At 69.8% G+C, this 24,533-nt stretch carries 22 protein-coding genes; 13 read left to right on the forward strand and 9 right to left on the reverse strand.

Going from position 1 to position 24,533, the window contains the following annotated elements:
• Window positions 1-15: 15 nt before the first annotated feature.
• Together ABZ342_RS26110 and ABZ342_RS26115 are read right to left on the reverse strand one after the other, a co-directional pair.
• Window positions 16-1,398 (reverse strand): amidase, encoded by a 1,383-nt coding sequence (locus ABZ342_RS26110; protein ID WP_360477918.1) that lies wholly within the window; start codon window positions 1,396-1,398, stop codon window positions 16-18.
• Complete coding sequence (locus ABZ342_RS26115; RefSeq protein WP_360477921.1) at window positions 1,395-2,393, reverse strand: D-2-hydroxyacid dehydrogenase; 999 nt, start codon at window positions 2,391-2,393, stop codon at window positions 1,395-1,397. The genes ABZ342_RS26110 and ABZ342_RS26115 overlap by 4 nt, the downstream gene beginning before the upstream one ends.
• Window positions 2,394-2,497: 104 nt before the next feature.
• On the opposite strand from ABZ342_RS26115, the gene ABZ342_RS26120 reads away from it, so the two are divergent.
• The 3 genes from ABZ342_RS26120 to ABZ342_RS26130 are packed head-to-tail and all read left to right on the forward strand — an operon-like array spanning window position 2,498 to window position 4,765.
• A complete protein-coding gene (locus tag ABZ342_RS26120; protein ID WP_155541208.1) occupies window positions 2,498-3,238 on the forward strand; it encodes an Asp/Glu/hydantoin racemase in 741 nt (246 codons plus the stop codon).
• 59 nt (window positions 3,239-3,297) lie between these two features.
• Window positions 3,298-4,044 (forward strand): aspartate/glutamate racemase family protein, encoded by a 747-nt coding sequence (locus ABZ342_RS26125; RefSeq protein WP_155541207.1) that lies wholly within the window; start codon window positions 3,298-3,300, stop codon window positions 4,042-4,044.
• A 1-nt stretch (window position 4,045) separates the two neighbouring features.
• On the forward strand, window positions 4,046-4,765 hold the full coding sequence (locus ABZ342_RS26130) for a GntR family transcriptional regulator (protein WP_155541206.1): 720 nt from the start codon (window positions 4,046-4,048) through the stop codon (window positions 4,763-4,765).
• Window positions 4,766-4,949: 184 nt separating this feature from the next.
• On the opposite strand, the gene ABZ342_RS26135 is transcribed toward ABZ342_RS26130, so the two are convergent.
• The 3 genes from ABZ342_RS26135 to ABZ342_RS26145 all read right to left on the reverse strand — a co-directional run bounded on the left by ABZ342_RS26135 (window position 4,950) and on the right by ABZ342_RS26145 (window position 7,994).
• Window positions 4,950-5,414, reverse strand: a complete 465-nt coding sequence (locus ABZ342_RS26135; RefSeq protein ID WP_360477925.1) for a DUF4262 domain-containing protein — start codon at window positions 5,412-5,414, stop codon at window positions 4,950-4,952.
• A 61-nt stretch (window positions 5,415-5,475) separates the two neighbouring features.
• On the reverse strand, window positions 5,476-6,534 hold the full coding sequence (locus tag ABZ342_RS26140) for a tartrate dehydrogenase (protein ID WP_360477928.1): 1,059 nt from the start codon (window positions 6,532-6,534) through the stop codon (window positions 5,476-5,478).
• Entirely contained in the window at window positions 6,531-7,994 is a 1,464-nt protein-coding gene (locus tag ABZ342_RS26145) for an NAD-dependent succinate-semialdehyde dehydrogenase (RefSeq protein ID WP_360477931.1), read from the reverse strand. Before ABZ342_RS26145 ends, ABZ342_RS26140 begins: the two co-directional genes overlap by 4 nt.
• 92 nt (window positions 7,995-8,086) lie before the next feature.
• On the opposite strand from ABZ342_RS26145, the gene ABZ342_RS26150 reads away from it, so the two are divergent.
• Together ABZ342_RS26150 and ABZ342_RS26155 are read left to right on the forward strand one after the other, a co-directional pair.
• Window positions 8,087-9,343: an aminotransferase class III-fold pyridoxal phosphate-dependent enzyme gene (locus tag ABZ342_RS26150; RefSeq protein WP_360477934.1), complete on the forward strand. Its 1,257-nt coding sequence runs from the start codon at window positions 8,087-8,089 to the stop codon at window positions 9,341-9,343.
• A gap of 2 nt (window positions 9,344-9,345) precedes the next feature.
• Complete coding sequence (locus ABZ342_RS26155) at window positions 9,346-9,843, forward strand: DUF3830 family protein (protein WP_360477937.1); 498 nt, start codon at window positions 9,346-9,348, stop codon at window positions 9,841-9,843.
• Window positions 9,844-10,383: 540 nt separating this feature from the next.
• Here the strand turns inward: ABZ342_RS26155 and ABZ342_RS26160 are convergent.
• A complete protein-coding gene (locus ABZ342_RS26160; RefSeq protein ID WP_360477940.1) occupies window positions 10,384-11,205 on the reverse strand; it encodes an aldo/keto reductase in 822 nt (273 codons plus the stop codon).
• Window positions 11,206-11,385: 180 nt separating this feature from the next.
• Between ABZ342_RS26160 and ABZ342_RS26165 the strand changes: the two genes are divergently transcribed.
• From ABZ342_RS26165 to ABZ342_RS26185, 5 genes are read left to right on the forward strand one after another with little or no spacing between them, the layout of a single operon-like run.
• Entirely contained in the window at window positions 11,386-12,771 is a 1,386-nt protein-coding gene (locus ABZ342_RS26165) for an FAD-binding oxidoreductase (protein WP_360478025.1), read from the forward strand.
• On the forward strand, window positions 12,768-14,330 hold the full coding sequence (locus ABZ342_RS26170; RefSeq protein WP_360477943.1) for an acetolactate synthase large subunit: 1,563 nt from the start codon (window positions 12,768-12,770) through the stop codon (window positions 14,328-14,330). Before ABZ342_RS26165 ends, ABZ342_RS26170 begins: the two co-directional genes overlap by 4 nt.
• 43 nt (window positions 14,331-14,373) lie before the next feature.
• Window positions 14,374-15,171, forward strand: a complete 798-nt coding sequence (locus ABZ342_RS26175) for an SAM-dependent methyltransferase (protein ID WP_360477946.1) — start codon at window positions 14,374-14,376, stop codon at window positions 15,169-15,171.
• Window positions 15,168-15,971: an SAM-dependent methyltransferase gene (locus ABZ342_RS26180; protein ID WP_360477949.1), complete on the forward strand. Its 804-nt coding sequence runs from the start codon at window positions 15,168-15,170 to the stop codon at window positions 15,969-15,971. Before ABZ342_RS26175 ends, ABZ342_RS26180 begins: the two co-directional genes overlap by 4 nt.
• A gap of 52 nt (window positions 15,972-16,023) precedes the next feature.
• Window positions 16,024-16,830, forward strand: coding sequence for an SAM-dependent methyltransferase (locus ABZ342_RS26185; protein ID WP_360477952.1), 807 nt, complete (start codon window positions 16,024-16,026; stop codon window positions 16,828-16,830).
• Here the strand turns inward: ABZ342_RS26185 and ABZ342_RS26190 are convergent.
• The 3 genes from ABZ342_RS26190 to ABZ342_RS26200 form a co-directional block, all read right to left on the reverse strand.
• Window positions 16,827-18,239, reverse strand: coding sequence for an MFS transporter (locus tag ABZ342_RS26190; protein WP_360477955.1), 1,413 nt, complete (start codon window positions 18,237-18,239; stop codon window positions 16,827-16,829). The genes ABZ342_RS26185 and ABZ342_RS26190 overlap by 4 nt on opposite strands.
• Before the next feature lie 86 nt (window positions 18,240-18,325).
• Window positions 18,326-18,790 (reverse strand): DUF3761 domain-containing protein, encoded by a 465-nt coding sequence (locus ABZ342_RS26195; RefSeq protein ID WP_360477958.1) that lies wholly within the window; start codon window positions 18,788-18,790, stop codon window positions 18,326-18,328.
• Window positions 18,791-19,253: 463 nt separating this feature from the next.
• A complete protein-coding gene (locus tag ABZ342_RS26200) occupies window positions 19,254-20,282 on the reverse strand; it encodes a hypothetical protein (protein WP_360477961.1) in 1,029 nt (342 codons plus the stop codon).
• 318 nt (window positions 20,283-20,600) lie between these two features.
• Between ABZ342_RS26200 and ABZ342_RS26205 the strand changes: the two genes are divergently transcribed.
• From ABZ342_RS26205 to ABZ342_RS26215, 3 genes are all read left to right on the forward strand, one after another.
• Window positions 20,601-21,665 carry a sensor histidine kinase gene (locus tag ABZ342_RS26205; RefSeq protein WP_360477964.1) on the forward strand — a complete coding sequence of 355 codons (1,065 nt, stop codon included), beginning with the start codon at window positions 20,601-20,603 and terminating at the stop codon, window positions 21,663-21,665.
• 7 nt (window positions 21,666-21,672) lie between these two features.
• Entirely contained in the window at window positions 21,673-22,338 is a 666-nt protein-coding gene (locus ABZ342_RS26210; RefSeq protein WP_360477967.1) for a response regulator transcription factor, read from the forward strand.
• A gap of 112 nt (window positions 22,339-22,450) precedes the next feature.
• Window positions 22,451-24,508 carry an MMPL family transporter gene (locus ABZ342_RS26215; RefSeq protein WP_360477970.1) on the forward strand — a complete coding sequence of 686 codons (2,058 nt, stop codon included), beginning with the start codon at window positions 22,451-22,453 and terminating at the stop codon, window positions 24,506-24,508.
• The last annotated feature ends 25 nt before the right edge of the window (window positions 24,509-24,533 follow it).

Here is a 24,533-nt window from a genome sequence, read left to right on the forward strand (position 1 = left end):
CACCCTCACGTGTGGTCAGGCCGGCGCCCAGGGCCGCACTTCCTCCAGGAGCCTCGCCACCGCCAGCACGAGGTCGTCCGAGTGCCGCGGCCCGACGATCTGCAGGCCCACCGGCAGCCCCGCCGAGGTGTGGCCGGCGGGCACGCTGATCGCCGGCTGCTGGGTCATGTTGAACGGGTACGTGAACGGCGTCCACTCCGGCCACTCGCTCAGCCCGCTGCCCGGCGGCACGTCGTGCCCGGCTTCGAACGCGGCGATCGGGACGGTCGGGGTGATCAGCACGTCGTAGCGCGTGTGGAACTCGCCCATGAGGATGCCCAGCGCGGCCCGCTCGGCGGTCGCGTCGAGGTAGTCGCTCGCGGACCACGTCCGGCCGAGCTCCCAGACCTTGCGCAGGCCCGGGTCCGTCCGCTCCTCGGACCCGGGCGGGAACGAGTCGAGCAGCTTCGCCGCTCCCGACGACCACAGGATGTCGAACGCCGGCTTGGGATCGGCGAACCCCGGGTCGGTCTCCTCGATGTGCAGACCGGCGTCGCCGAGCGCGCGCACCGCCGCGGCGACGACCGCCGCGATCTCCGGGTCGACGTCGACGTAGCCGAGCGTCGGAGAGAACGCCGCGATCAGGCCGCGCACGTCCCGGCGGACGGCCTCGCGGAACGACGCCACCGGGGGCGCCAGCGCGGCCGGGTCGCGGTGGTCGGGCAGCGACAGGACGTCCAGCAGCAGCGCGGTGTCGTCCACCGACCGCGCCATCGGGCCGGCGTGCGAGAGCGGGCCGAACGGGCTCGCCGGGAACAACGGGATCCGGCCGTGCGTGGGCTTGAGCCCGACGATCCCGCAGAACGACGCCGGGATCCGCACCGAGCCGCCGCCGTCGGTGCCGACGGACAGCTCGCCCATCCCCGCCGCGACGGCCGCTGCGCTGCCACCGCTCGACCCGCCGGCCGTCTTCGACGGGTCGGCGGGGTTGCGCGTGATGCCCCGCAGCGGGCTGTCGGTGACGCCCTTCCACGCGATCTCGGGCGTGGTCGTCTTACCCAGTAAGACCAGGCCGGCTTCGCGCATCCGCGCGGCGACCGGGCTGTCGACGTCCCACGGCTGGTCCGGGTCGATGCTCTTCGAGCCCCGGACGGTCGGCCAGCCCTGGGTGAGGAACATGTCCTTGATCGAGGACGGCACGCCGTCGAGCCACCCGATCGGGTTGCCGTCCCGCCAGCGGACCTCCGACGCCTTGGCCTGTTCCAGCGCCCCGTCGGCGTCGACGAGGCAGTACGCGTTGCACTCGCCGTCGCGGTCTTCGATGGCCTGCAGCGCGTTCTGCGTCGCCTCGATCGGTGACAGCTCACCGGTCGCGTAGGCGGCGACGAGCTCGCTGGCGGTCAGCATCCTGTCGTTCATCCGGCTCCCTGGTTCCCCGACGGCACGTAGCCGAGCGTCTTGTCGACGACATTGCGCAGCGGCTCCCCAGCCCGCCAGCGGCGGAAGTTCTCCTTGAACACCTCGACGAGGGTGGTGCGCCAGCCGATGAAGTCGCCGGACATGTGCGGCGAGACCAGCACGTCCGGCATGGTCCACAGCGGGTGGCCGGGCGGCAGCGGCTCGGTGTCGAACACGTCGAGGGCGGCACCGGCGATCGCTTTGCTTTCGAGCGCCGCGACCAGGTCGGACGTGACGACCAGCTCGCCCCGTCCCACGTTCACGAAGCGCGCCGACGGCTTCATCGCGGCGAACGCGCGCGCGTCGAACATGCCCTTGGTGTGCTCGGTCAGCGGCGCGACGGCGACGACGTAGTCGGCGCGCGGCAGGAACGCGTCGAGCTGCGAAGACTCGTGCACGACGCCGAAGTCCGGGTCGCCCGTGCGCTCGCGGCGGCCGGCACCGCTGACCCGCATCCCGGCCGCGCGCAGCAGCCGCGCGATGGCCCGGCCGATCGGCCCGGTGCCGACGACCACCACCTCGCGCCCGGCGATCCGTTCGCTCTCGCGGTGCAGCCAGCGACCCTCGCGCTGCAGATCGTGCGACCGCGCGAAGTCCTTCGCGAAAGCGAGGACGACACCCAGCACGTACTCCGCGATGGCGTCGTCGAAGACACCCCGCGAGTTGGTCAAGACGACGTCGCTCTCGACCAGCCCGGGGAACAGCACCGGGTCGACGCCCGCGCTCGCGATGTGCAGCCAGCGCAGCCGATCGGCCGCGTACCAGGCGTCCGGCACGGCCGTGGAGAGGAAGTCGTAGACGAAGAGCGCGTCGGCTCCGGACAACGCTTCGGGCAGGCCCGCCGCGTCCGTGTAACGCACCACGGCACCGGATTCGACAGCACGCATGTCCGGTAGGCGGGACTCGCCGCAGAGCACCGCCAGGACCGGGGTTTCCTGGGTTTCCGAGGCGATCACGTTGACACGGTAAAAGTCACTCGTATGATTGTCAACAATCCGAGGAACGACCCCCGGAGCACCGGACGTGTCATCAAGTTCAGACGTATTCCGGAGGCTGAGCCTTGGATTTCGACTTCCTGGCGTTCGACGGCCCGCTGGCGCAACGCGGCATCGGGGTGATCGCCCCCTTCGACCTCGCGCTGGAGCGCGAGCTCTGGCGCTGGGTGCCGATGGAGGTGTCGCTGCACCTCGCCCGGACGCCGTACGAGCCGGTGCCGGTCAGCATGGAGATGGCCCGCCTCGTCAGCGACAGCCACCACCTCGCCAGCGCGACTCGCGACGTGCTGCACGTGGAGCCCGAGGTCGTCGCCTACCTCTGCACGTCGGGCAGCTTCGTCAACGGCGTCGACTACGAGCGCTCGCTGACCAAGGCGATCTGTGACGCCGGCGCGCCGGACGCCGTGACCACCTCGGGCGCACTGGCCGAGGTGCTGCACCAGCTCGACCTGCACCGCGTCTCGGTGCTTACGCCGTACGACGCCGACCTCACCGGCGCGCTGCACGACTTCCTCGGCGAGCTGAACGTCGAGACGGTCGCCAGCGACCACCTCGGGCTGGGCGGCGGCATCTGGAAGGTCAGCTACCGCACCATCGCCGAACGCATCCTCGCCGCCGACCACGGCGAAGCCGAAGCGATCTTCGTCAGCTGCACCAACTTGCCGACGTACGACCTGATCGAGCCGCTGGAAGCCGCACTCGGCAAGCCGGTGCTCACCGCCAACCAGCTGACCATGTGGGCCTGCCTGCGCCGGATGAACCTGCCGATCGTCGGACCCGGGAAGTGGCTTCGTGACGTGTCGTGAAGGTTTTCCTTGACCTTGCCTCTAGGATTGTCGACAATTTGCGCCCCTCCGGAGGTTTCGTGACCACCATCGGCTTCATCTACCCCGACCACGCGGCCGAAGACGACTACCCGCTGGCCGAGCAGCTGCTCGGCGGCGCGGCCGCTGACGAGGGCGACATCCGCCTCGCGGTCGAGCACATCTACGGCACCGACAAGCACGCGGTCGCCGAACTGCTGGACCTCGGCAGCGAGGCCCGCCTCGCCGACGGCGCCGCCCTGCTCAAGAAGCACGAGCCGGACGCGGTCGTCTGGGCCTGCACCAGCGGCAGCTTCGTCTACGGCTGGGACGGCGCCCGCGACCAGGCCGACCGTCTCGCCGCCGTCGCCGGAGTCCCGGCCTCCAGCACCTCCTTCGCGTTCGTGCACGCCGCACGTGCCCTGGACGTCAAGCGGGTCGCCGTCGCGGCCAGCTACCCGGACGACATCGCCCGGCTGTTCGTGGACTTCCTCAAGGCCGGCGGCATCGAGGTCGTCTCGATGGCCAGCGCCGACATCGTCACGGCCGCCGAGGTCGGCGCGATGACGTCGGAAGCCGTCGTCGAACTCGCCGTGCGCAACGACCACCCGGACGCCGACGCGGTGCTGGTGCCCGACACCGCGATGCGGACGCTCCAGGAGATCAACATCGTCGAAGCCGCCCTGAAGAAGCCCGTGCTGACCGCCAACCAGGTGACCGTCTGGGAAGGCCTGCGCCTGACCGGACGGCACCGGCTCGTCCGCTCCCTCGGCGCGTTGTTCCGGCACCTGCCGGACGGGAGCGCGTGACATGGCCCTGCCACCGGGCATGCTGCCCGAGATCGAACCGGTCAGCCGCGAGTCGACGGCCGCGGTCATCGCGCGTCAGCTGCGCGACGCGATCATGACCGGCGCACTCCCACCCGGGACCCAGCTCGGCGAGACCGAGCTGGCGTCCCGGTTCCAGGTGTCACGGGGGCCACTCCGGGAGGCCATGCAGCATCTCGTGTCCGAAGGGCTCCTCCGCAGCGAACGGCACCGCGGGCTCTTCGTGATCGACCTCGAGCCCGGCGACGTCTACGACATCTATGCAGCTCGATCGGCGATCGAACGGGCCGCGATGATCCGTGCGGTGCGCGGCGGGGACCGCGCCCGGATCGCCGACTTGCTCGAACAGACCGTCGCGGAAATGGCGACGGCCGCGAGTGAAGACGACCCGAGCGCGCTCTCCACCGCGGACCTCAGGTTCCACGAGGCCCTCATCAACGCATCCGGCAGCAAGCGGCTCGTCCGGATGGCCCGGACCCTCCTCATCGAGACGCGGATGTGCCTGACCGCGCTGCAGAGCACTTATCAGCGGGTCGAGGAACGAGTCGAGGAGCACACGAAACTCATCCAGGCCCTGCGCGACGGCGACGAGGAAACGGCGCTTGCCCTTCTCGACTCCCACATGGAGGACGCGGTTCAGCGCCTCGCGCCGGGGACGAGCCTCATCGAGGGGCACGTCCCGCCGGTGCCGGGCAACGCGTGAGCGAAGGTCCGGCAGCCGCGGCCTGACGGCCCACGCGCGTGACCGGTAGACAGGCGCGTGCACCCGCCGCCGGGGCGGTAGTCGCACTTGGACGACCGGCTCGGGTTCCGGGTCGGCCGGCAGGCGTACGTGGACGGCCCGCACGGGTATCGGGAAGCAGTTGGACGGCGGAGAGCACCCGCAGCTAATCGCCATGGCGAGCTCCCAGGACCGGCTGGCCGCCGCGGCCGTCGAGGTAGTCCGCGGACCACGGGAAGCGCCCCTGCGAGTCCGCGTGGACCAGTTGGAGCGCACGGATTTCCGGGCCGTACAACGCAACCGCGAAGATCAGGTGCGCCGACGGCTCCGCCAGCGGGACCGCCTCGATCACCATGCCGCTTCGCAGCGGGACGCGTTCGCCCGGCGACGGCGGCGAATCGTGCAGGGAGTGGGCGGCCAGGTCGTTCAGCAGCCCGGCGGCCTCCGGCACCGGAAGGCCGGTCACGACCAGCTCGGGCAGGCCGTACCCGCTCAGGCCGATCGTGTAGGCCCATGGCGGGTACGACCCGCCGCTCTCGACTCCCTGCACGAGCCAGCCCCGGTCGGCCACTCCGTCACGAAGCCGTTCCAGGTAACCGGATCTGTCCGGGTTCTCGCATTCGACGCACATCGGTGGGCTCCTCCCCCTCGGTGGACTGGGGACCACCGTGCCGGAGGGCACCGACAAAAACTCAGCCCAGCGCTTCGGCCACCGCCGTGCCGAGCCGTTCTGTGGTATCCGTGCCGCCGAGGTCCGGGGTGCGCACGCGGCCCTCGTCGAGCACCCGGTCCACCGCGGCTCGGATCGCTTGCGCGGCAACGGTTTCACCCAGGTGTTCGACCAGCATCGCGGCCGCCAGGATCTGCGCCACGGGGTTGGCGATGCCCTGCCCCGCGATGTCCGGAGCGCTCCCGTGGACCGCCTCGAACATCGACGGATGTTCACCCGATGGGTTGATGTTGCCGGACGGCGCCATGCCAAGCCCGCCGGTGATCGCGGCCGCGAGATCGCTCAGGATGTCGCCGAAGAGGTTCGACCCCACGATGACGTCGAGCCGGTCCGGCGCCTGGACCATCCGCGCCGCCAAGGCATCCACGTGCATCTGTTCACTGTGGACATCGGGGTACTCGGCCGCGACCTCGGCGAAGATCTCGTCCCAGAAGGGCATCGAGTGGATGAGCCCGTTGGACTTCGTCGCCGAGCACACGCGCGAAGACCGCGTCCGCGCCAGCTCGAAGGCGTACCGGATGATCCGCGAAACGCCGACGCGCGTGAAGACCGACTCCTGCAGCACGAACTCGTCCGGCCGCCCGGCGTTGTGCCGGCCGCCGATCGCGGAGTACTCCCCTTCGGAGTTCTCGCGGACGATCACCAGCTCCAGCTCCTCGGCCTTCCGCCCGGCCAGCACGGACGTCGTGCCCGGCAGCAGCCGCACCGGGCGCAGGTTGACGTACTGCTGGAACGCGCGTCGCAGCGGGATCAGCAAGCCCCACAACGAAACGTGGTCCGGGACGCCGGGGAAGCCGACCGCGCCGAGCAGGATCCCGTCGAACGCCGAGAGCTGCTCGACGCCGTCGTCCGGCATCATCGACCCGGCCTGCGCGTACCGCTCGCAGCTCCAGTCGAACTCCGTCCACTCCAGCGAAAAGCCGAACTGCGAGGACGCCCGGTCGAGGACCTTGCGGGCCTCGACCGTGACGTCCACGCCGATCCCGTCGCCGGGGATGCTCGCGATGCGGTAGGCCGTCACAGGGCGACCGCGATGTACTTGATCTCCAGGAACTCCTCGATGCCGACCGAGCCGCCTTCGCGGCCGAGCCCGGACTGCTTGATCCCGCCGAACGGCGCCGCGGGGTTCGACACGATGCCCTGGTTGAGCCCGATCATCCCGGCTTCCAGAGCTTCGGAGACGCGCAGCGCCCGCTTGAGGTCGCTGGTGAAGACGTAGGAGACCAGGCCGAACTCGGTGTCGTTCGCCTTCTCCACCGCTTCTTCCTCGGTGTCGAACGGCGTGATCGGCGCGACCGGGCCGAAGATCTCTTCGTGCGTCAGCCGCGCCTCCTGCGGGACGTCGGTGAGCACGGTGGCCTGGTAGAAGTGACCCGGCCCGTCGACGGCCGAACCGCCGGTGAGCACCTTCGCGCCGCGCTCGGTGGCGTCCTTGACCAGCTCCTTCACCTTGTCGACAGCCTTGTCGTCGATCAACGGGCCGACCACGACGTCCTTCTCGGTACCGCGGCCCATCGGCAGCGCCTGCATCCGCTCGGTCAGCCGCCGCGAGAACTCCTCGACGACGCCGCGCTGCACGTAGAACCGGTTGGCCGCGGTGCACGCCTCGCCGATGTTGCGCATCTTCGCCTGCATCGCGCCCTCGATCGCCGCGTCCATGTCGGCGTCGTCGAAGACCAGGAACGGCGCGTTGCCGCCCAGCTCCATCGACGTCCGCAGCACCTTGTCGGCGCACTGCTCCAAGAGCTTGCGGCCGACGCCGGTGGAGCCGGTGAACGAGAGCTTGCGGGCGCGGCCGTCGCGGATCAGGGGCTCCATCACGCCGCCGGAATCGCTGGTCGTGAGGACGTTGAGCGCACCCTCGGGCAGCCCGGCCTCGGCGAGGATGCCGGCGAGCGCGAGCATCGACAGCGGCGTCTGCGCGGCGGGCTTGATCACCATCGTGCAGCCGGCGGCGACCGCCGGGCCGATCTTGCGGGTGCCCATCGCCATCGGGAAGTTCCACGGCGTGATCAGGATCGTCGGCCCGACCGGCTGCTTCGTGATGAGGAACCGGCCCACGCCGTTCGGCGCGGTCGCGAAGCCGCCGTCGATCCGGACGGCCTCCTCGGCGAACCAGCGGAAGAACTCGGCGGCGTAGGCGATCTCGCCCTTCGACTCGGCGAGCGGCTTGCCCATCTCCAGCGTCATGAGCAGGGCGAGCTCATCCTGGCGCTTCATCAACAGCTCGAACGCGCGGCGCAGGATCTCGCCGCGTTCGCGGGGCGCCATCTTCGCGAAGTCCGCCTGCGCGGCGACGGCCGCGTCCAGGGCGGTGACGCCGTCCGCCGGCGAGGCGTCGGCGACCTGGCACAGCTCCTTGCCGGTGGCCGGGTCCACCACCGGGAACGTCTTCCCCGACTCGGCGGCGACCCATTTGCCGCCGATGAACAGTTCCTTGCCGACCGCCTCGACGACGCCGGACTCGGTGCTCGCGCTCATCCCGACTGCTCCTCACGTGTTGTCCCGAGGGCCATGCTATGGATATTGTCAACAATCGACAACCCGCTCAACCGACCAAGGAGCACGCTGCCATGGCCCAGCTATCTCCGCTGCTCAAGCAGGCAACGCCCGTCGTGGTCGACCACGGTGAAGGGGTTTACCTCTACGACGTCGACGGCAAACGCCACCTCGACTTCACCGCCGGCATCGGCGTCACGAGCACCGGGCACTGCCACCCGCACGTCGTGCGCGCGGCGCAGGAGCAGATCGGCAAGCTCGTCCACGGGCAGTACACGACCGTGATGCACAAGCCGCTGCTCGAGCTGACCGAGCGCCTCGGCGACGTCCTGCCCAGCGGGCTCGACTCGCTCTTCTACGCGAACTCGGGCAGCGAAGCCGTCGAAGCGGCGTTGCGGCTCGCGCGGCAGGCGACGAAGCGCCCGAACGTCATCGTCATGCAGGGCGGCTTCCACGGCCGGACCGTCGCGGCGGCGACCATGACGACGTCGGGAACGCGGTTCAGCGCCGGCATCGGCCCGCTGATGGCGGGCGTACACGTCGCGCCGTTCCCCTACGCCTACCACTACGGCTGGGACGAGCAGACCGCGACGAAGTTCGCGCTGCGCGAGCTGGACTTCCTGTTCCAGACGGTCACCGCCCCGAACGAGACCGCCGCGATCTTCGTCGAGCCCGTGCTCGGCGAGGGCGGCTACGTCCCGGCGAACACGGAGTTCATGGCGGGCCTGCGCGAGCGCGCGGACCGGCACGGCATCCTGCTCGTCGTCGACGAGATCCAGACCGGCTTCGGCCGCACCGGCAAGTTCTGGGGGCACGACCACTTCGACGTCCGCCCCGACATCGTGCTCATCGCGAAGGGCCTGGCCAGCGGCTTCCCGCTGTCGGGCATCGCGGCTTCGCAGGAGCTCATGGCGAAGGCGCTCCCGGGTTCGCAGGGTGGCACGTACGGCGGCAACGCCGTCTCGTGCGCCGCGGCGATCGCGACCCTGGAGGTCATCCAGCGGGAGAACCTGGTGGAGAACGCCGCCGAGCGCGGGCGCCAGCTGGTCGAAGGCGCGCGGGTGATCGCGGACAAGACGCCGGCGATCGGCGAGGTGCGCGGGCTCGGGCTGCTGGTCGGCTCGGAGTTCACCACCGCCGACGGCGAGCCCGACGCCGCGACCGCGGCGGCCGCGCAGCAGACCGCGGCCAAGAACGGCCTGCTGCTGCTCACCTGTGGGCCGTACATGAACGTCGTCCGCATGGTGCCGCCGCTGGTCGTCAACGCCGAGCAGGTCGACGACGCGCTGCGCATCTGGGGCGACGTCGTCGCGTCCGTCACGGGGAGCTGAGCATGGCCCGGTACATCACGATCACCCTCGACAAGCGCGGGGTTTCCTGCCGGGCCCGGCTGCTCGACGACGAGGCGCCGCGCACCTGCAAGGCGGTGTGGGCCGCGCTGCCGCAGAGCGGTTCGGCCTACCACGCGAAGTACGCGCGCAACGAGGTCTACACGCTCGTGCCGCCCTTCGCGGAGCCGAAGCCCGGGCGGGAGAACCCGACGATCACGCCGATCCCCGGCGATGTCGTGTACTTCGGCTTCGAAGCCTGGGAGATCGGCAACCCCGCGTACGGCTACGAAGAGGACAGCGAGGCGCACGGCGACCAGGGCGCGACCGACCTCGCGATCTTCTACGGGCGCAACAACCTGCTGATCAACGGCGACGCGGGCTGGGTGCCCGGCAACGTGTTCGCCACGATCGAGGAGGGCCTCGCCGAGATGGCGGCGGCCGCGCAGGACCTCTGGCTGCGAGGGGTCGAAGGCGAGACGCTCTCGTTCGCGCGAGCCTGAATCCTTTGTCCCGCAAGGGGACGCCGGGGCGGTCACCGCTCCTGGCGTCCCCTTTTTCCTGCGTTCGGTTACCCGAAAGGGTGATCATCGCCAGCTCACCTTTCGTGGCCGGTGATCACCGGATCGAGTTACGCGAGTGCCCAGGATGCCGGATCAAGGTCGGAATTACCGACAGTGAGATTCCGCCTGGTTGTTACCCACAGTGGTTGACCGCCGAAGCGGGCACCCCGGCGTCAAACACGAAGGGATTACGTGTTTAGCATGGGAAGATTCGCGACACCCGAATCTTCCCGAAATGGCTCTTTTGACAGTTCGTCGGCGTGGTGAAAACCTGATTTCGCTCCCCACCGGGAGCTCTCCAGGGAAATCATGAGTTATTCATCAAGGAGTCATTCCATGCAGATGTTCGCCCAGCACGCCCACTACTGCCACGACATCCTGACCGGCGCGGTGGCCCACCTGGTGCACGTTCTCGGCTGGCTCGTCTGATCCAGCCGGCAACCGGACGCCCGGCCGCGGGAAACCGCGGCCGGGCCGTTTTCACGCCTGCTCGGACAACCTCGCGAAATCGTCGTCGGAAAGCGTGATATCCGCGGCGCCGCAGTTTTCTTCCAGGTGCGCGACCGACGACGTGCCGGGAATCGGGATCACCACCGGCGACCGGCGCAGCAGCCAGGCGAGCGACACCTGGGCGGGTGTCGCGCCGAGACCGGCCGCGACCTTTCCGAGCACTCCCCCCGCCGCGGCGTGGTCACCGCGTGCGATCGGCAGCCAGGGCACGAACGCGATTCCTTCGCGCTCGCAGTAGCCGAGGACGTCGTCGGACGCGCGGTCGGTCAGGTTGTACCGGTTCTGGACGCTCTCGATCGGCGCGATGGACCGCGCTTCGGCCAGCTGCGCGACGCTGACCTCGGACAACCCGATCCGCGCGACCTTGCCCTCGTCCCGCAGCCGCGCGAGCGCGCCGATCTGGTCGGCGAGCGGCACCTGCGGGTCGAGCCGGTGCAGCTGCAGCAGGTCGAGGCGCTCGACGCGCAGGCGCCGCAACGAGAGCTCCGCCTGCTGCCGCAGGTATTCGGGCCGGCCGAGCGGCACCCATTCGCCCCGGCTCGGACGCGCGTGCCCGCACTTCGTCGCGATAAGCGGCCCTGCGTACGGGTGCAGCGCGTCGGCGAGCAACTCCTCGTTCAGCCCCAGGTCGTAGGCGTCGGCGGTGTCGAAGAACGTCACGCCGAGCTCGGCCGCCCGGCGCGCGACCGTCGCGGCACCGGCCGGCACGTGGTCCCACTCGGTGAGCCGCATCGCGCCGAAACCGAGCCGCCGCACGGAAACGCCGTCGTCGAAGGTGTACGTCGATGTCATAGCCGGAAGCTTCACCCGGCGCGGGGTCGCCCACCAGAGATTTAGCCTGAGCTAAATCCTGCTCCGTAACCGCCCGATCACAGCCACACATCCAGAATGTGAAAAACCTTCATGGCGGCGTACCGGCGGTACGTACTACGCTGCGGTAACCACAGCAACGGCGCGGAGGAGAAGCTGTCGATGGGCGACGTGGCGGCACGGCTGGCCGAGATAGTCGGGGACAAGAACCTGCTGACCGGCGAAGCGATCTCCGAGGACTACGGGCACGACGAAGCGCTGAACGCGGAGCCGCAGAAGCCGGCATACGTCGCGAAGCCGGCAACCGCGGAAGAAGTCGCGGAGCTGCTGAAGGTCGCGACGGAACACAACGTGCCCGTGACCGCGCGAGGCTCCGGAAGCGGGCTCTCCGGCGCCGCGCGACCGCGTGAAGACGGACTGCTGATCTCCTTCGAGCGGATGAACCAGGTCCTGGAAGTCGACACCGGGAACCACGTCGCCGTCGTCCAGCCCGGCGTCACGCTCGCCGAGCTCGACGTCAAGACCGCCGAAGCCGGACTCAGCTACACCGTCTACCCCGGTGAGCTGAGCGCGAGCGTGGGCGGGAACGTCGGCACCAACGCCGGCGGGATGCGGGCCGTCAAGTACGGCGTCACCCGCAACAACGTCCTCGGCCTGCAGGCCGTCCTGCCGACCGGCGAGATCCTCCGGACCGGTGGCAAGACGTCGAAGATCTCCACCGGCTACGACCTCACGCAGCTGATCATCGGCTCCGAGGGCACGCTCGCGCTGGCCACGGAGATCACCGTCAAGCTGCACCCGCGGCTCACCCACGGCGCCACCGTGCTCGCCCCGTTCGGCGACTTCGGCCAGGTCATGGCCGCCGTGCCGGCGATCGTCTCCAGCGGCCTCGGGCCGCACATCCTCGAGTACATCGACAACATGACGATGGCCGCCATCGTCTACAACGAGAAGCTCGAGCTCGGCGTCCCGGACAAGATCCGCGACACCAGCGAGGCCTACCTCGTGGTGGCGCTGGAGAACCGCGAGAACGGACGCCTGCACGAGGACATCGAGACGGTCGGCGAGCTGCTCGGCGAACTCGGCGCCACCGATGTCTACGTCCTCGAAGGCCCCGCCGCGCGCAAGCTGATCGAAGCACGCGAGAAGGCCTTCTGGACGGCGAAGGCGGCCGGCGCCGACGACGTGATCGACGTCGTCGTGCCGCGCACCGCGATGCCGCCGTTCATCACGAAGGCGCGCGAGCTGGCGATGGCCGCGGGCGGCGGCGCGATCGGCTGCGGGCACGCCGGCGACGGCAACGTCCACCTCGCGATCTTCTGCAAGGACGCGGACAAGCGGAAGCAGCTGCTCACCGACATCTTCGCGGACGCCATGGAACGAGGCGGCGCGATCTCCGGCGAGCACGGCCTCGGCCGCACGAAGGCGAGCTACCACCAGGCACTCGAAGACCCGGCGAAGATCGAGCTGATGCGCCGGATCAAACAGAGCTTCGACCCCGCCGGGATCCTCAACCCCGGCGTTCTCTTCCCCGAAGGAACCGCATGAGTGAGCTGAACGGCGCCCAGTCCCTGATCCGCACGCTGGTCGACGCCGGCGTCGAGGTGTGCTTCGCGAACCCCGGCACGTCGGAGATGCACTTCGTCGCCGCGCTCGACACCGTGCCCGAGATGCGGGGCGTGCTCGCGCTGTTCGAGGGGGTCGTCACCGGCGCCGCCGACGGGTACGCCCGGATCGCGGACAAGCCCGCCGCGACGCTGCTGCACCTCGGCCCCGGCCTGGGCAACGGCCTGGCGAACCTGCACAACGCGCGGCGCGCGCACACGCCGATCGTCAACGTCGTCGGCGACCACGCGACCTACCACAAGCAGTACGACGCGCCGCTGGAGTCGGACATCGAGGCCCTCGCGGGCTCGCTGGAAGGCTGGGTGCGCCGTTCGGAGCACACCAAGGACGTCGGGGCGGACGCCGCCGCCGCGGTCGCCGCTTCGCAGGACGCGCCCGGCCGCGTGGCGACGCTGATCCTGCCCGCCGACGCTTCGTGGGGTGACGGCGGCGAGACGTGCGCACCGGTGCCGCCGCGCGTGCCGCAGGCCGTCGACGCGACCACTGTCAAGGACGTCGCCGCGGTGTTCGGCACCGGCGAGTCGGTGGCGCTGCTCATCGGCGGCGCCGCGTGCCGCGAGGAAGGGCTGCGCGCGGCGAGCCGGATCGGTGCCGCCACCGGCGCGAAGGTGTTCGTCGAGACGTTCCCATCTCGGCTCGAGCGCGGCGCGGGCCTGCCGACGATCGAACGGCTCGGATACCTCGCCGAGCAGGTCACCTACCAGCTCGACGGAGTCAAGCACCTCGTCGTCGCGGGCACGAAGGCGCCGGTGTCGTTCTTCGCCTACCCGGGCAAGCCGAGCGACCTCGTGCCCGAAGGCGCCCAGGTGCACACGCTCGCGTCCGTCGGCCAGGACGTCACGCGCGCGCTGAACGAGGTCGCGGACGCCGTCGCCGCGGACACCGAGCCGGTGCTGCAGCAGCCGTCCCGGCCCGCACTGCCGTCCGGGCCGCTGACTCCGCAGAACTGGGTCGACGTCATCGGCGCGCTGCTGCCGGAGAACGCGATCATCGCCGACGAGGCCAACACGTCCGGCCTGCTGCTGCCGACGGCGACGGCCGGCGCGCCGCGGCACGACGTGCTGACGCTCACCGGCGGCGCGATCGGCTACGGCATGCCGGTGGCGACCGGCGCGGCGGTGGCGGGACGGGACCGTCCCGTCCTGAACCTGCAATCGGACGGCAGCGCGTTGTACACGATCTCCGCGCTGTGGACGCAAGCGCGGGAGAACCTGAACGTCACGACGGTGCTGCTCAACAACCGCGCGTACGCGATCCTGCGGCTGGAGCTGCAGCGCGTCGGCGCGGCGTCGGGCGGCCCGAAGGCCAACGACCTGCTCGACCTCTCGCGACCGGACATGGACTTCGTGAAGATCGCGGAGGGCATGGGCGTGCCGGCGACGCGGGCGACGACCGCCGAGGAACTCGCCGAGCAGCTGCAGCGGGCTTTCGCGGAACCGGGTCCGCACCTCATCGACGCGGCGGTGCCGCCGCTGCTCTGACCCGGCTATCCTCGCCGTCACACCTGAGCCCGGGGAGTGGCGGATGAGCGAAGACGAACACGCGAAGCGGGGCATCGACCTCGAAAGACCGAACGCGGCGCGCGTGTACGACTACATGATCGGCGGCGAGCTGAACTACGCCGTCGACCGGATGTTCGCCGACCAGATCCAGCACGTGTTGCCGAACGCGCGGCACATGGCGCTGACCAACCGGGCGTGGCTGCGTCGCGCGGCGCGGTTCGCGGCGGAGCAGGGTGTCCGGCAGTTCCTCGACATCGGCTCGGGGATGCCGACGGTCGGGCACGTGCACGAGGTCGTCCAGGCGATCGACCCCACGTCGCGGGTCGTGTACGTCGACAACGAGCCGATCGCGGTCGCGCACAGCGAGATCGTGCTGGAAGGCAACGACAACGCGGCGATGGTCCAGGCCGACGCCGAGTACCCGGACGAGGTGCTGGAGCACCCGACCACCGAGGCGATGCTCGACTTCAGCGAGCCGGTGATGGTGATCATGGCGGCGTTCGTCCACTTCATCCCGGACGAGCGCGACCCCGCGGGACTGATCGCCACCTACCGCGACGTCCTCGCGCCGGGCAGCTACCTCGCGCTGTCGTCGGGCACGTGGGAAGGGCAGGGCGAGGAGTCGAAGCGCTCGGTCGCGCTGTACGAGAAGAGCGGCACGCCCCTGACGCTGCGGTCGCCCGACGAGCTGCGGGCGCTGGTCAAGGGCTTCGAGATCCTGCCGCCGGGCGTGGTGTTCACGCCTGAGTGGCGTCCGGACGCGCCACTCGAAGACCCGCCGGAACAGTCCGGCGGGCTGGCACTCGTGGCGCGGCGATGACCGACGAACACGCGAAGCGCGAGATCGACTTCGACAAGCCGAACGCGGCGCGCGTGTACGACTACCTGATCGGCGGCAAGCTGAACTACGCCATCGACCGGATGTTCGCCGAGAAGATCCTGGCCGTGCGGCCGGAGTCCAAGGAACTGGCCCTGATGAACCGGCGCTGGCTGCGCCGGGCCGTCCGGTTCGGCGCCGAGCAGGGCATCCGCCAGTTCCTGGACATCGGCTCGGGCATGCCGACTGTCGGGCACGTCCACGAGGTCGTCCAGGCGATCGACCCCGCGTCCCGGGTCGTCTACGTCGACAACGAGCCGGTCGCCGTGGCGCACAGCGAGATCGTGTTGAAGGACAACGAGAACGCCGAGATGGTGCAGGCCGACGCCGAGATCCCGGCGGACGTCCTGGAGCACGACACGACCGAGATGCTGCTGGACTTCGACCAGCCGATCATGCTGATCATGGCCGCGTTCGTGCACTTCATCCCGGACGAGCGCGACCCCGCCGGGCTGATCGCCACCTACCGCGACGCGCTCGCGCCGGGCAGCTACTTCGCGCTGTCGTCGGGCACGTTCGAGGGCCAGGGCGAAGAGGTCCGCCGCGCCGCGGAGATGTATCAGAAGAGCGGTACGAACGTGGTGGCCCGCTCGAAGGACGAGCTGCGGGCGTTGCTGGACGGCTTCGAGATCCTGCCGCCGGGGATCGTGTTCACGCCGGAATGGCGGCCGGACGACCTCGCCGACGTCGGCGAGCACCCGGAGCTGGCGAGCCAGCTCGCCCTGGTGGCGCGCAAGAACTGAGGATGTCTCACGTCGGCTATTCTCGCCGTCACCCCCGGATCTTGGAGCGGCCATGAGTGAAGACGAGTACGCGCGGCGTGGCATCGACCTCGACAAGCCGAACCCCGCGCGCGTGTACGACTACATCCTCGGAGGCCGGCTCAACTACGCCGTCGACCGGATGTTCGCCGACCAGGTGCTCGCCGCCCAGCCGAACGCGCGGGAGCGCGCGCAGCTGAACCGGCAGTGGCTGCGCCGGGCCATCCGGTTCGGGCTGGACCAGGGCATCCGGCAGTTCCTGGACATCGGCTCGGGCATGCCGACCGTCGGGCACGTCCACGAGGTCGCGCAAGCGATCGACCCGACGGCGCGCGTCGTCTACGTCGACAACGAGCCGGTCGCCGTGGCGCACAGCGAGATCGTGCTGGAAGACAACGAGAACGCGGTGATGGTGCACGCCGACGCCGAGTTCCCGGACGACGTCCTGGAGCACGAGACCACCGAGATGATGCTGGACCTCGACCAGCCGGTGATGGTCGTGATGGCGCTGTTCGTGCACTTCATCCCGGACGAGCGCGATCCCGCCCGGATCGTCTCCGCCTACCGCGACGCGCTCGCGCCCGGCAGCTACCTGGCGATGTCGTCGGCGACCCCGGAGCAGCAGAGCGACGGCACCGCCCGCGCCGTCGCGATGTACCAGAAGAGCGCCAACCCGGTGACGCCCCGCACGGCCGACGAGCTGCGCGCGCTCGTCGACGGCTTCGAGATCCTCGACCCGGGCGTCGTCTTCATCCCGCAGTGGCGGCCGGACGACCCGGCCGACGTGCCGGCGAACCCGGCCGAGTGCGGCGGGCTGGCCCTGGTGGCGCGGAAGAACTAGACGGCGACCAGTTCCCGCGTCGCCTTCGTCTTCGGCACCAGCCCGGCCAGCAGCACACCCGTCAGCGCGGCGAAGGCCGCCACGGCGAACGTCGCCCGGAAGCCGAACAGCGACGGCACGGTCAGGCCGCCGGCCGTGATCGTCAGCTGGGCCAGCATCGCCGCCATCACCGCGCTCGAAACCGCCGTGCCGACCGAGCGCATCAGGGAGTTCAGGCCGTTCGCGGACGCCGTTTCGGTGACCGGCACCGAGCCCATGATCGACGCCGGCATCGCCGCGTACGCGATCCCGACGCCCGCGCCGATGATCACCGACGCCGTGATCAGCTCGGCCGCGTTGTCCATCAGCACGATCGCGAACAGGTACCCGACGGCGATCACGCCCGCGCCGCTCATCAGCGTCGGGCGCGGGCCGAAACGATTGATGAGCCGCGCCGACACCGGCGAGAGCAACATCATCACCAGGCCGTTCGGAGCCAGGGACAGCCCGGACTCCACCATCGTCTGGCCCAGCCCGTACCCGGTCGACGACGACGCCTGCAGCAACTGCGGGAACGACAGCGCCATGGCGTACATCGAAAACCCGACCATGATCGACGCCAGGTTCGTGAACAGCACCGGGCGGCGCGCGGACACCCGCAGGTCGACCAGCGGGTCGCGCCGCCGCAGCTGGTAGGTGCCCCAGCCGGCCAGGACGACGACGGCCGCCGCGGCGAACCCGAGCGTCGGCACGCTGGTCCAGCCCCACGTGGCGCCCTTGACCACCGGCAGCAGCAGGCAGACCAGGCCGGCGGCCAGCCCGAGCGCGCCGAAGTAGTCGAACGGCGCGGGAGTGCGCAGCGGTGACTCCGGCACGAACTTGACGATCAGCAGCGCGAAGAACAGCCCGAGGCCGGCGGCCATCCAGAAGAGCGCGTGCCAGTCGGCGTTCTCGGCGACGACGGCCGCGACCGGCAGCCCGATCGCGCCGCCCACCCCGAGCGTCGCGCTCATCAGGGAGATCGCGCCGCCGACGCGTTCGGGCGGGAGCTCGTCGCGCATGATGCTGATGCCGAGCGGGATGACGCCCATCGCACAGCCCTGCAGCCCGCGGCCGATGATGTGGAACGCGAGCTCGCTCGTCGTGGCCGAGACGATCGAGCCGGCGATGAGCAGCGCGAGGCTGACGAGGATCATCCGCCGCTTGCCGTAGAGGTCGCCGAGCCGCCCGCTGACCGGGGTGATGACGGCCGCCGCCAGCAGCGTCACGGTGACGACCCAGGACGCGTCGGCCGCCGAGGCGTTCAGCAGCCGGGGGAACACCGGGATGAGCGGCACGACCAGCGTCTGCATGAACGACGCGACCAGCCCGCACGAGGCGAGCACCACGACGATCGCGCGATCGGACCGTCCGGGTCGGGACACCAGCAACCCCCAGTGTGTAGTTAGTACACGTCATGCAACTTCATGCACTGTACCTACGCACTGGGGGGTTTTCCGCTCGATTGGTGCTCTCGTCACAACCAGCTACGGACACCGCCGTGGCCGGAGCACGTGCCCGAGCGATGCTGGCTGTAGCTGTAGGTGCCGTCCTTGCAGATCGCGGTCGCCCCGGCCGGGTTGTCGCTGGGCCGGTGGACGCAGTTGCCGGACGAGTTCACGTAGTAGTCGGCGCCGCACTCGGCCGGCTTCGGGGCGGCCGGCGCGGTGGTCTTCGGCGCCACCTTGGGCTTGGCGGCGGCCGTCTTCGGCGCTGGGGCGACGGCCTGCGCCTGCGTCGGCGCGGTCGTGACGACCGGGGCTTCGGAAGTCGTGGGCGGCGCTTCCGTCGTGACCGGAACGGAATAGGCCGGCGCCGAAGACGTCGACGACGGCGCGTCCAGGACGCCGACGTTGCCCGTGTCCTTGACCTGCGGGGCACCGACGCCACAGCCCGCGACCAGCAGGCCGGCGGCCAGGATCAACCCCAGTTTCTTTCCCACGAGAACTCCTTAGCAGCACGAACCAATGCCGCCAAAGTCGGCGTACCGAAACCTTTTGTTACAGACGAAAATCCTGTTCGCGGACGGCGATTACACCGTGAGCAAATCCCGTCCCGATTGCGCGACGCCGACCCCAGTCGTGCAACCATGGAGATCACTTCGCGGTCACCGTGTAGCGAAGTCCTCGACTTCGGCAGCGGTGCGGCCGCCCTGGCGATCCCGGCCGCATTGCCGCACACCCCCCGGAACACGGCGTCCCCTTCATCGGCGACATCGTCGCGCAGATGGACGACCGGGCCATCACCGGGCGTTCAACGCCGACCGGGAGACCCTCCTCGAGTCGTTTGGGCGACTGTTCGCGCTCGACGTCGAGATCGTCTGTCGTCGGCCACACCGACGCTTCACTCGCGATGCGAGAGGAATTTCCGCGCGGCCGCCAGGACTTGTCTGCAATCGAAGCTGGCTAGAGCCGGTCCTCATCTTGAGGACGAGCCATCGGCATGACGCGTTTCGCTTCGGAGTCGACCAAGCCCCAGCTCACGATCGTCGCCTGACCAGGAGTGACATTTCGCCAGACACGTCGCATGGGCTTGTTTGCGGCTTCACGACCGATGAAGTGCCACTCTTGCTCGCTGCTGCCACTCTTGGGCTGGAAGACGGCGATCTTCAAGTCGTCCAGCGCACCACCGTCGATGGCCAGGCTGCATTCGATTTCGAAGTTCGAGTGCATCAACGGAACATGTCCCCAGGCATGCCGGTACATCTGGGTCGCCCGGCCACTGTTGAACGACTTGCCGTAGACGATCCTCCCCGATGAACCCAGACGATCGCGGAGCAACTTCACCTGATCCAGCACCAGTCGGTTGTCCTGGGGATCCAAGTAGGGTTCGAGCGTCGCCTCGGTCTCGTCGACGCTGATCTCGCAATCCGGACAATGCAGGCTGTACTTGAGATACTTCGTCTTGTAGCTCATGGTCGACTGAAGAGCCCAGAGTTCCGAGTCCGGCAGATAGCCGTCGTCGTGCAGGCTCAAGCCGTTGTTCTCGACCGAAAGCCTTATGCCGAGGATCTGAGCTTCGCGATCCTCCCAGTCGAAGACCAGTGTCCAACGCGTGGACCTGGCAAAGAGCCGTGCCGAAGCGAACTCTTTCACCGCAGCCTGAAGTGCGGCGGGTTGTGCGGGATCGAGAAACCCGAAGGTCTCCGAGATCGCCGCTTGCACACCACGCCTGACCGAGTCCTCCGCCAGCCGGAACTTCAGGTAGAGGTCACCTGCCACACCCAGCACCACCGCAACGAGCAGCGCCTCCGCGATGGAGTGCAACGCCTCGTAAGCGACGCCCTCATGGAACACAGTGAAGACCAGTGCGTAGAGGATGCCCGAGGCGATGAGAAAGCCGACAAGTATCAACCGAACCACGACCGCACGCTTCGGCTGGTTATTCACTCGACGCGCACCGGGTTGATCATTGCCAGCCACGACTTCCCCCATTGCTAGTTGTCCACCCCGTTCACCTCCCTTCGTCGTCCACTATGGACCAGCGTAGAAGAGGGTAGCGAACGAGCCGCCAGTTGACACGCACGCGAAATCGGCCGAGAAGTGAATTCGGCTGCGCAATGCTCACACCTCCACGTCCGGGCACCCCGAGCGGTCGCTGAACAGTCGCACATCAGCGATGCGCTGTTACACACCGAAGTCGCGCCGCTTCGATCGTGGCATCGACCTCCCACCAGGTCGTGTCATTACGCCCGTCCACGTCGTCAACACCTTCGCACCGCTACCTCGAGTTCCTGGTCCTAGACTCGGCATATGTCCCGGTTGCGGCGTTGGGCGCCCGAGTCCTCGGTCACCGTCGCGGTGCTCGTCGGCTCGCTGTTCGCCGTCCTGAACGACGGCGCGAAGCCGGCCCACCACGCCGCGCTCGGCTGGGTCCTGACCGCGCTCGCCTGCGCCGCGGTCTTCTTCCGCCGGAAGTATCCGCTGAGCGTCGCCGGGTTAACGCTCGTTTGCTGCGCCCTCTACTACCCGCTAACCGATCCCGACGGTCTTGTCCTGCTGGCCTTCGCCTACACGCTCTACAACGCTGCCGCGGCCGGGCGGATCCGCGGGGCCGCGTTGCTCGTCGTCGCCGCGATGGCGGGTGTCGCCGCCGGGGAAATCAGCTCGCGGAGCGGCCGGCACGTCGACAACTTCGCGTTCTTCCTGATGACCGGCTGGTTCGTCGCGCTCGTCGCCGGGGGTGCCGTCGCGCACTACCGCGCCGAGGCCGAGCGCACCAAGGAGGCCGAAGCCCGGGCGCGCGCCACCGACGAACGCCTGCGCATCGCCCGCGAGCTGCACGACGTCCTCGGTCACCATCTCTCGCTGATCAATGTCCAGGCGGGCGCCGCGCTGCACCGGCGTGATCCCGCGCAGGCCGAGGAAGCCCTCGGCACCATCAAGGACGCCAGCAAGACCGCACTCCAGGAGTTGCGCGCGACGCTCGGCATGCTCCGCCAGGCCGAGCCGAGCCTGTCCCGGGTCGCCGAGCTCGCCGAGTCGGTCGGCGCGTCCGGGCTGACCGTGCGCACCGAGATCGACGGCGTCGCCCGGGACCTGCCGCCGGATGTCGAGCACGCCGCGTTCCGCGTGGTGCAGGAGGCGCTGACGAACGTCGCGAAGCACGCCGGCGCCAAGACCGTCGTCGTCCGGCTCGGCTACGGCACCGACGCGCTGTCCGTGCAGGTCGACGACGACGGCCGCGGCGGCGACGCCCCGCCGGGCACCGGGATCCGCGGCATGGCCGAACGCGCGCGGGCGCTCGGCGGCGAGCTGACCGCGGCGCCCCGCGAGGGCGGCGGTTACCGGGTGCGCGCCCGCCTGCCGGTGCGATGATGAGCCGATGATCCGGGTCCTGCTCGTCGATGACCAGCGGCTGGTCCGCGCCGGCTTCCGGTCCATTTTGGACGGTGAGGCCGACATCGACGTCGTCGCGGAAGCCGCCGACGGCCGCGAGGCCTTGCAGGCCGCGCACGACCACCGCCCGGACGTCGTGCTGATGGACATCCGGATGCCGGTGCTCGACGGCCTCGCCGCCACGCGGCACCTGCTCGAAGACCCTGCCGTACACAGTAAGGTCGTCATTCTTACAACGTTCGACCTCGACGAAGACGTCTACGGCGCCCTGCGCGCGGGCGCGAGCGGGTTCCTGGTCAAGGACACCGAGCCCGCGGAGCTGATCCACGCCGTGCGCGTGGTCGCGCGCGGCGACGCGTTGCTGGCGCCGTCGATCACCCGGCGGCTGATCTCGGAGTTCGCCGCGCGCGTCACGCGTCCGTCGCCGGCTCCGGCGCTGGACCGGCTCACCGACCGCGAACGCGAAGTGCTTTCCCTGGTCGCGGCCGGCTTGTCCAACGACGAGATCGCGCGCGAACTCACGCTCAGTCCCGCGACGGCGAAGACGCACGTCAGCCGCATCATGACGAAGACCGGCATGCGCGACCGCGCGCAGCTCGTCGTCCTCGCCTACGAGTCCGGCGCGGTGACGCCGAGGTGGCTCACCCCCTAGCCGTACTCCCCCGGGTGTACGGGAATCGCCTTAAGGGACACCGCCGGGAGCACGTCAAGTGTCCTCCGCCGCTCGACGCGAAGCAGTGCCCCCGCGGCGAATCCTTGTCCCCATGGACACCATCACTCGCCCCACCGGGGGAACGCTGGCCCGCGTGGCCGGCTGGGCGCAGCGCCACCGGTGGCTCGCCGTCGCGCTCTGGGCGCTGGTCCTCATCGGCGTCACGGTCACCTCCCGCCTCACCGGCAGCGCGTTCCACGACGACAACTCGCTGCCGGGCACCGAGTCCCAACAGGTCGTCGACCTCCTGAAGAACACCGCGCAGTCCGGCGCGAGCGCGCAGATCGTGTTCAAGGAGGACAACGGGCTCGCGACGCAGCGTGCCGCGGTCGAAACCACTCTGGGAAATGTCCGATTGCAGCCGCACGTGCGGTCGGTGACCGGGCCGTTCGAGACGCTGTCGGCCGACGGCCGGATCGGCTACGCGACCGTCACCTTCGACGCGGCCTCGACCGACCTCCCGTACGACGACATCGTCAAGTTCGCCGACACGGCGAAGCAGGCAGGCCCCGTCGAGGTGGCGCTGGCCGGTGACCCGGTCGAGCGCATCTCGGAAGGTGGTGGCCCCGCGGAAGGCGTCGGGCTGCTCGCCGCGCTGGTCATCCTCGTGTTCCTGTTCCGGTCGCTGCTCGCGGCCGGGCTGCCGGTGCTCACCGCGGTGTTCGCCGTCGGCAGCACGCTTGGCGTGATCACGGTCGTCTCGCACTACGTCGACATCGCGAGCTACACCTCGCCGCTGATGATGCTCGTCGGGTTCGGCGTCGGCGTCGACTACGCACTGCTGATCTTTTCCCGCTACCGCACCGAAATCCTCGCCGGCCACGACCGTGACACGGCCGCGCGGCGGGCGCTCGACACCGCCGGCCGCTCGGTCCTGTTCGCCGGGACGACGGTGATCATCGCGCTGCTCGGCCTGCTCGCGCTCGGGCTGGGTGGCCTGCGCGGGGTGGCGGTGGCCGTCGCGCTCACCGTGTTGATGACGATGCTCGCGTCCGTGACGCTCCTGCCCGCATTGCTCTCGCTGTTCGGCAAGCGGCTCGAACGCGGCATCCGCAAGCACGCCGTCCGCCGTGAGCACGGCCGCTGGTGGCGACGACTCGCCGACGGCGTCCAGCGGCGTCCGCTGGCGCCGCTCGCGATCGGCCTGGTTCTCCTCGTCGGGCTGTCCATCCCGGCCGCGGGCATGCGGCTCGGGTTCGCCGACGCGAGCACCGACCCGGCCGGCTCGACGACGCGGCAGGCGTACGACCTGCTGGCCGAGGGCTTCGGGCCGGGCTTCAGCGGACCGCTCGCGATCGTCACCGAGGACGGCGACCCCGTCGCGCTGCAGCAGAAGCTCACCGAGACGCCCGGAGTCGCGCGCGTGTTAACGCCGGTTAACGGTACCGTCCTCGCGTTCCCGACGACGTCACCCCAGGACGCGGCGACCGCCGAACTGGTGACGCGCCTGCGCACCGACGTCCTGCCGACGCTGCCGGGCCACTACCTGGTCGGCGGTTCGGTCGCGGCCGCGACGGACTTCGCCGGCGCCGTCGCCGACCGGCTGCCGCTGTTCGTGCTGGTCGTCGTCGGGCTGTCCGCGCTGCTGCTGATGGTCGTGTTCCGCTCGATCCTCATCCCGCTCAAGGCCGCGCTGCTGAACCTGCTGAGCATCGGCGCTTCGCTGGGTGTCATGACGCTGGTCTTCGGCGACGGCTGGTTCGGCGCCCAGCCCGGCCCGATCGAGGCGTTCGTGCCGGTGATGATCTTCGCGATCGTGTTCGGGCTGTCGATGGACTACGAGGTGTTCCTCGTGTCGCGCATGCACGAGGAGTGGCGGCGCACCGGCGACGCGCGGCTCGCGGTGCGCGAAGGTCTCGCGTCGACCGGCGGTGTGATCACCGCGGCCGGCGCGATCATGGTGCTGGTGTTCGGCGCGTTCCTGCTGGACCCGTCGCGGATGCTGGCGCAGTTCGGCCTCGGCCTGGCGGTCGCGGTGCTGCTGGACGCGTTGGTGATCCGGTGCCTGCTGGTCCCGGCGATCATGCGGCTGTTCGGGGAACGCGCGTGGTGGCTGCCGCGGTGGCTGGACCACCGGCTGCCGCACCTCGCGCTGGAACCGCGCTCCTGAATTGCCGCCGGAGGGCACCTTCACC

This window comes from Amycolatopsis sp. NPDC005961, assembly GCF_040629235.1.
Lineage (GTDB): Bacteria > Actinomycetota > Actinomycetes > Mycobacteriales > Pseudonocardiaceae > Amycolatopsis > Amycolatopsis camponoti.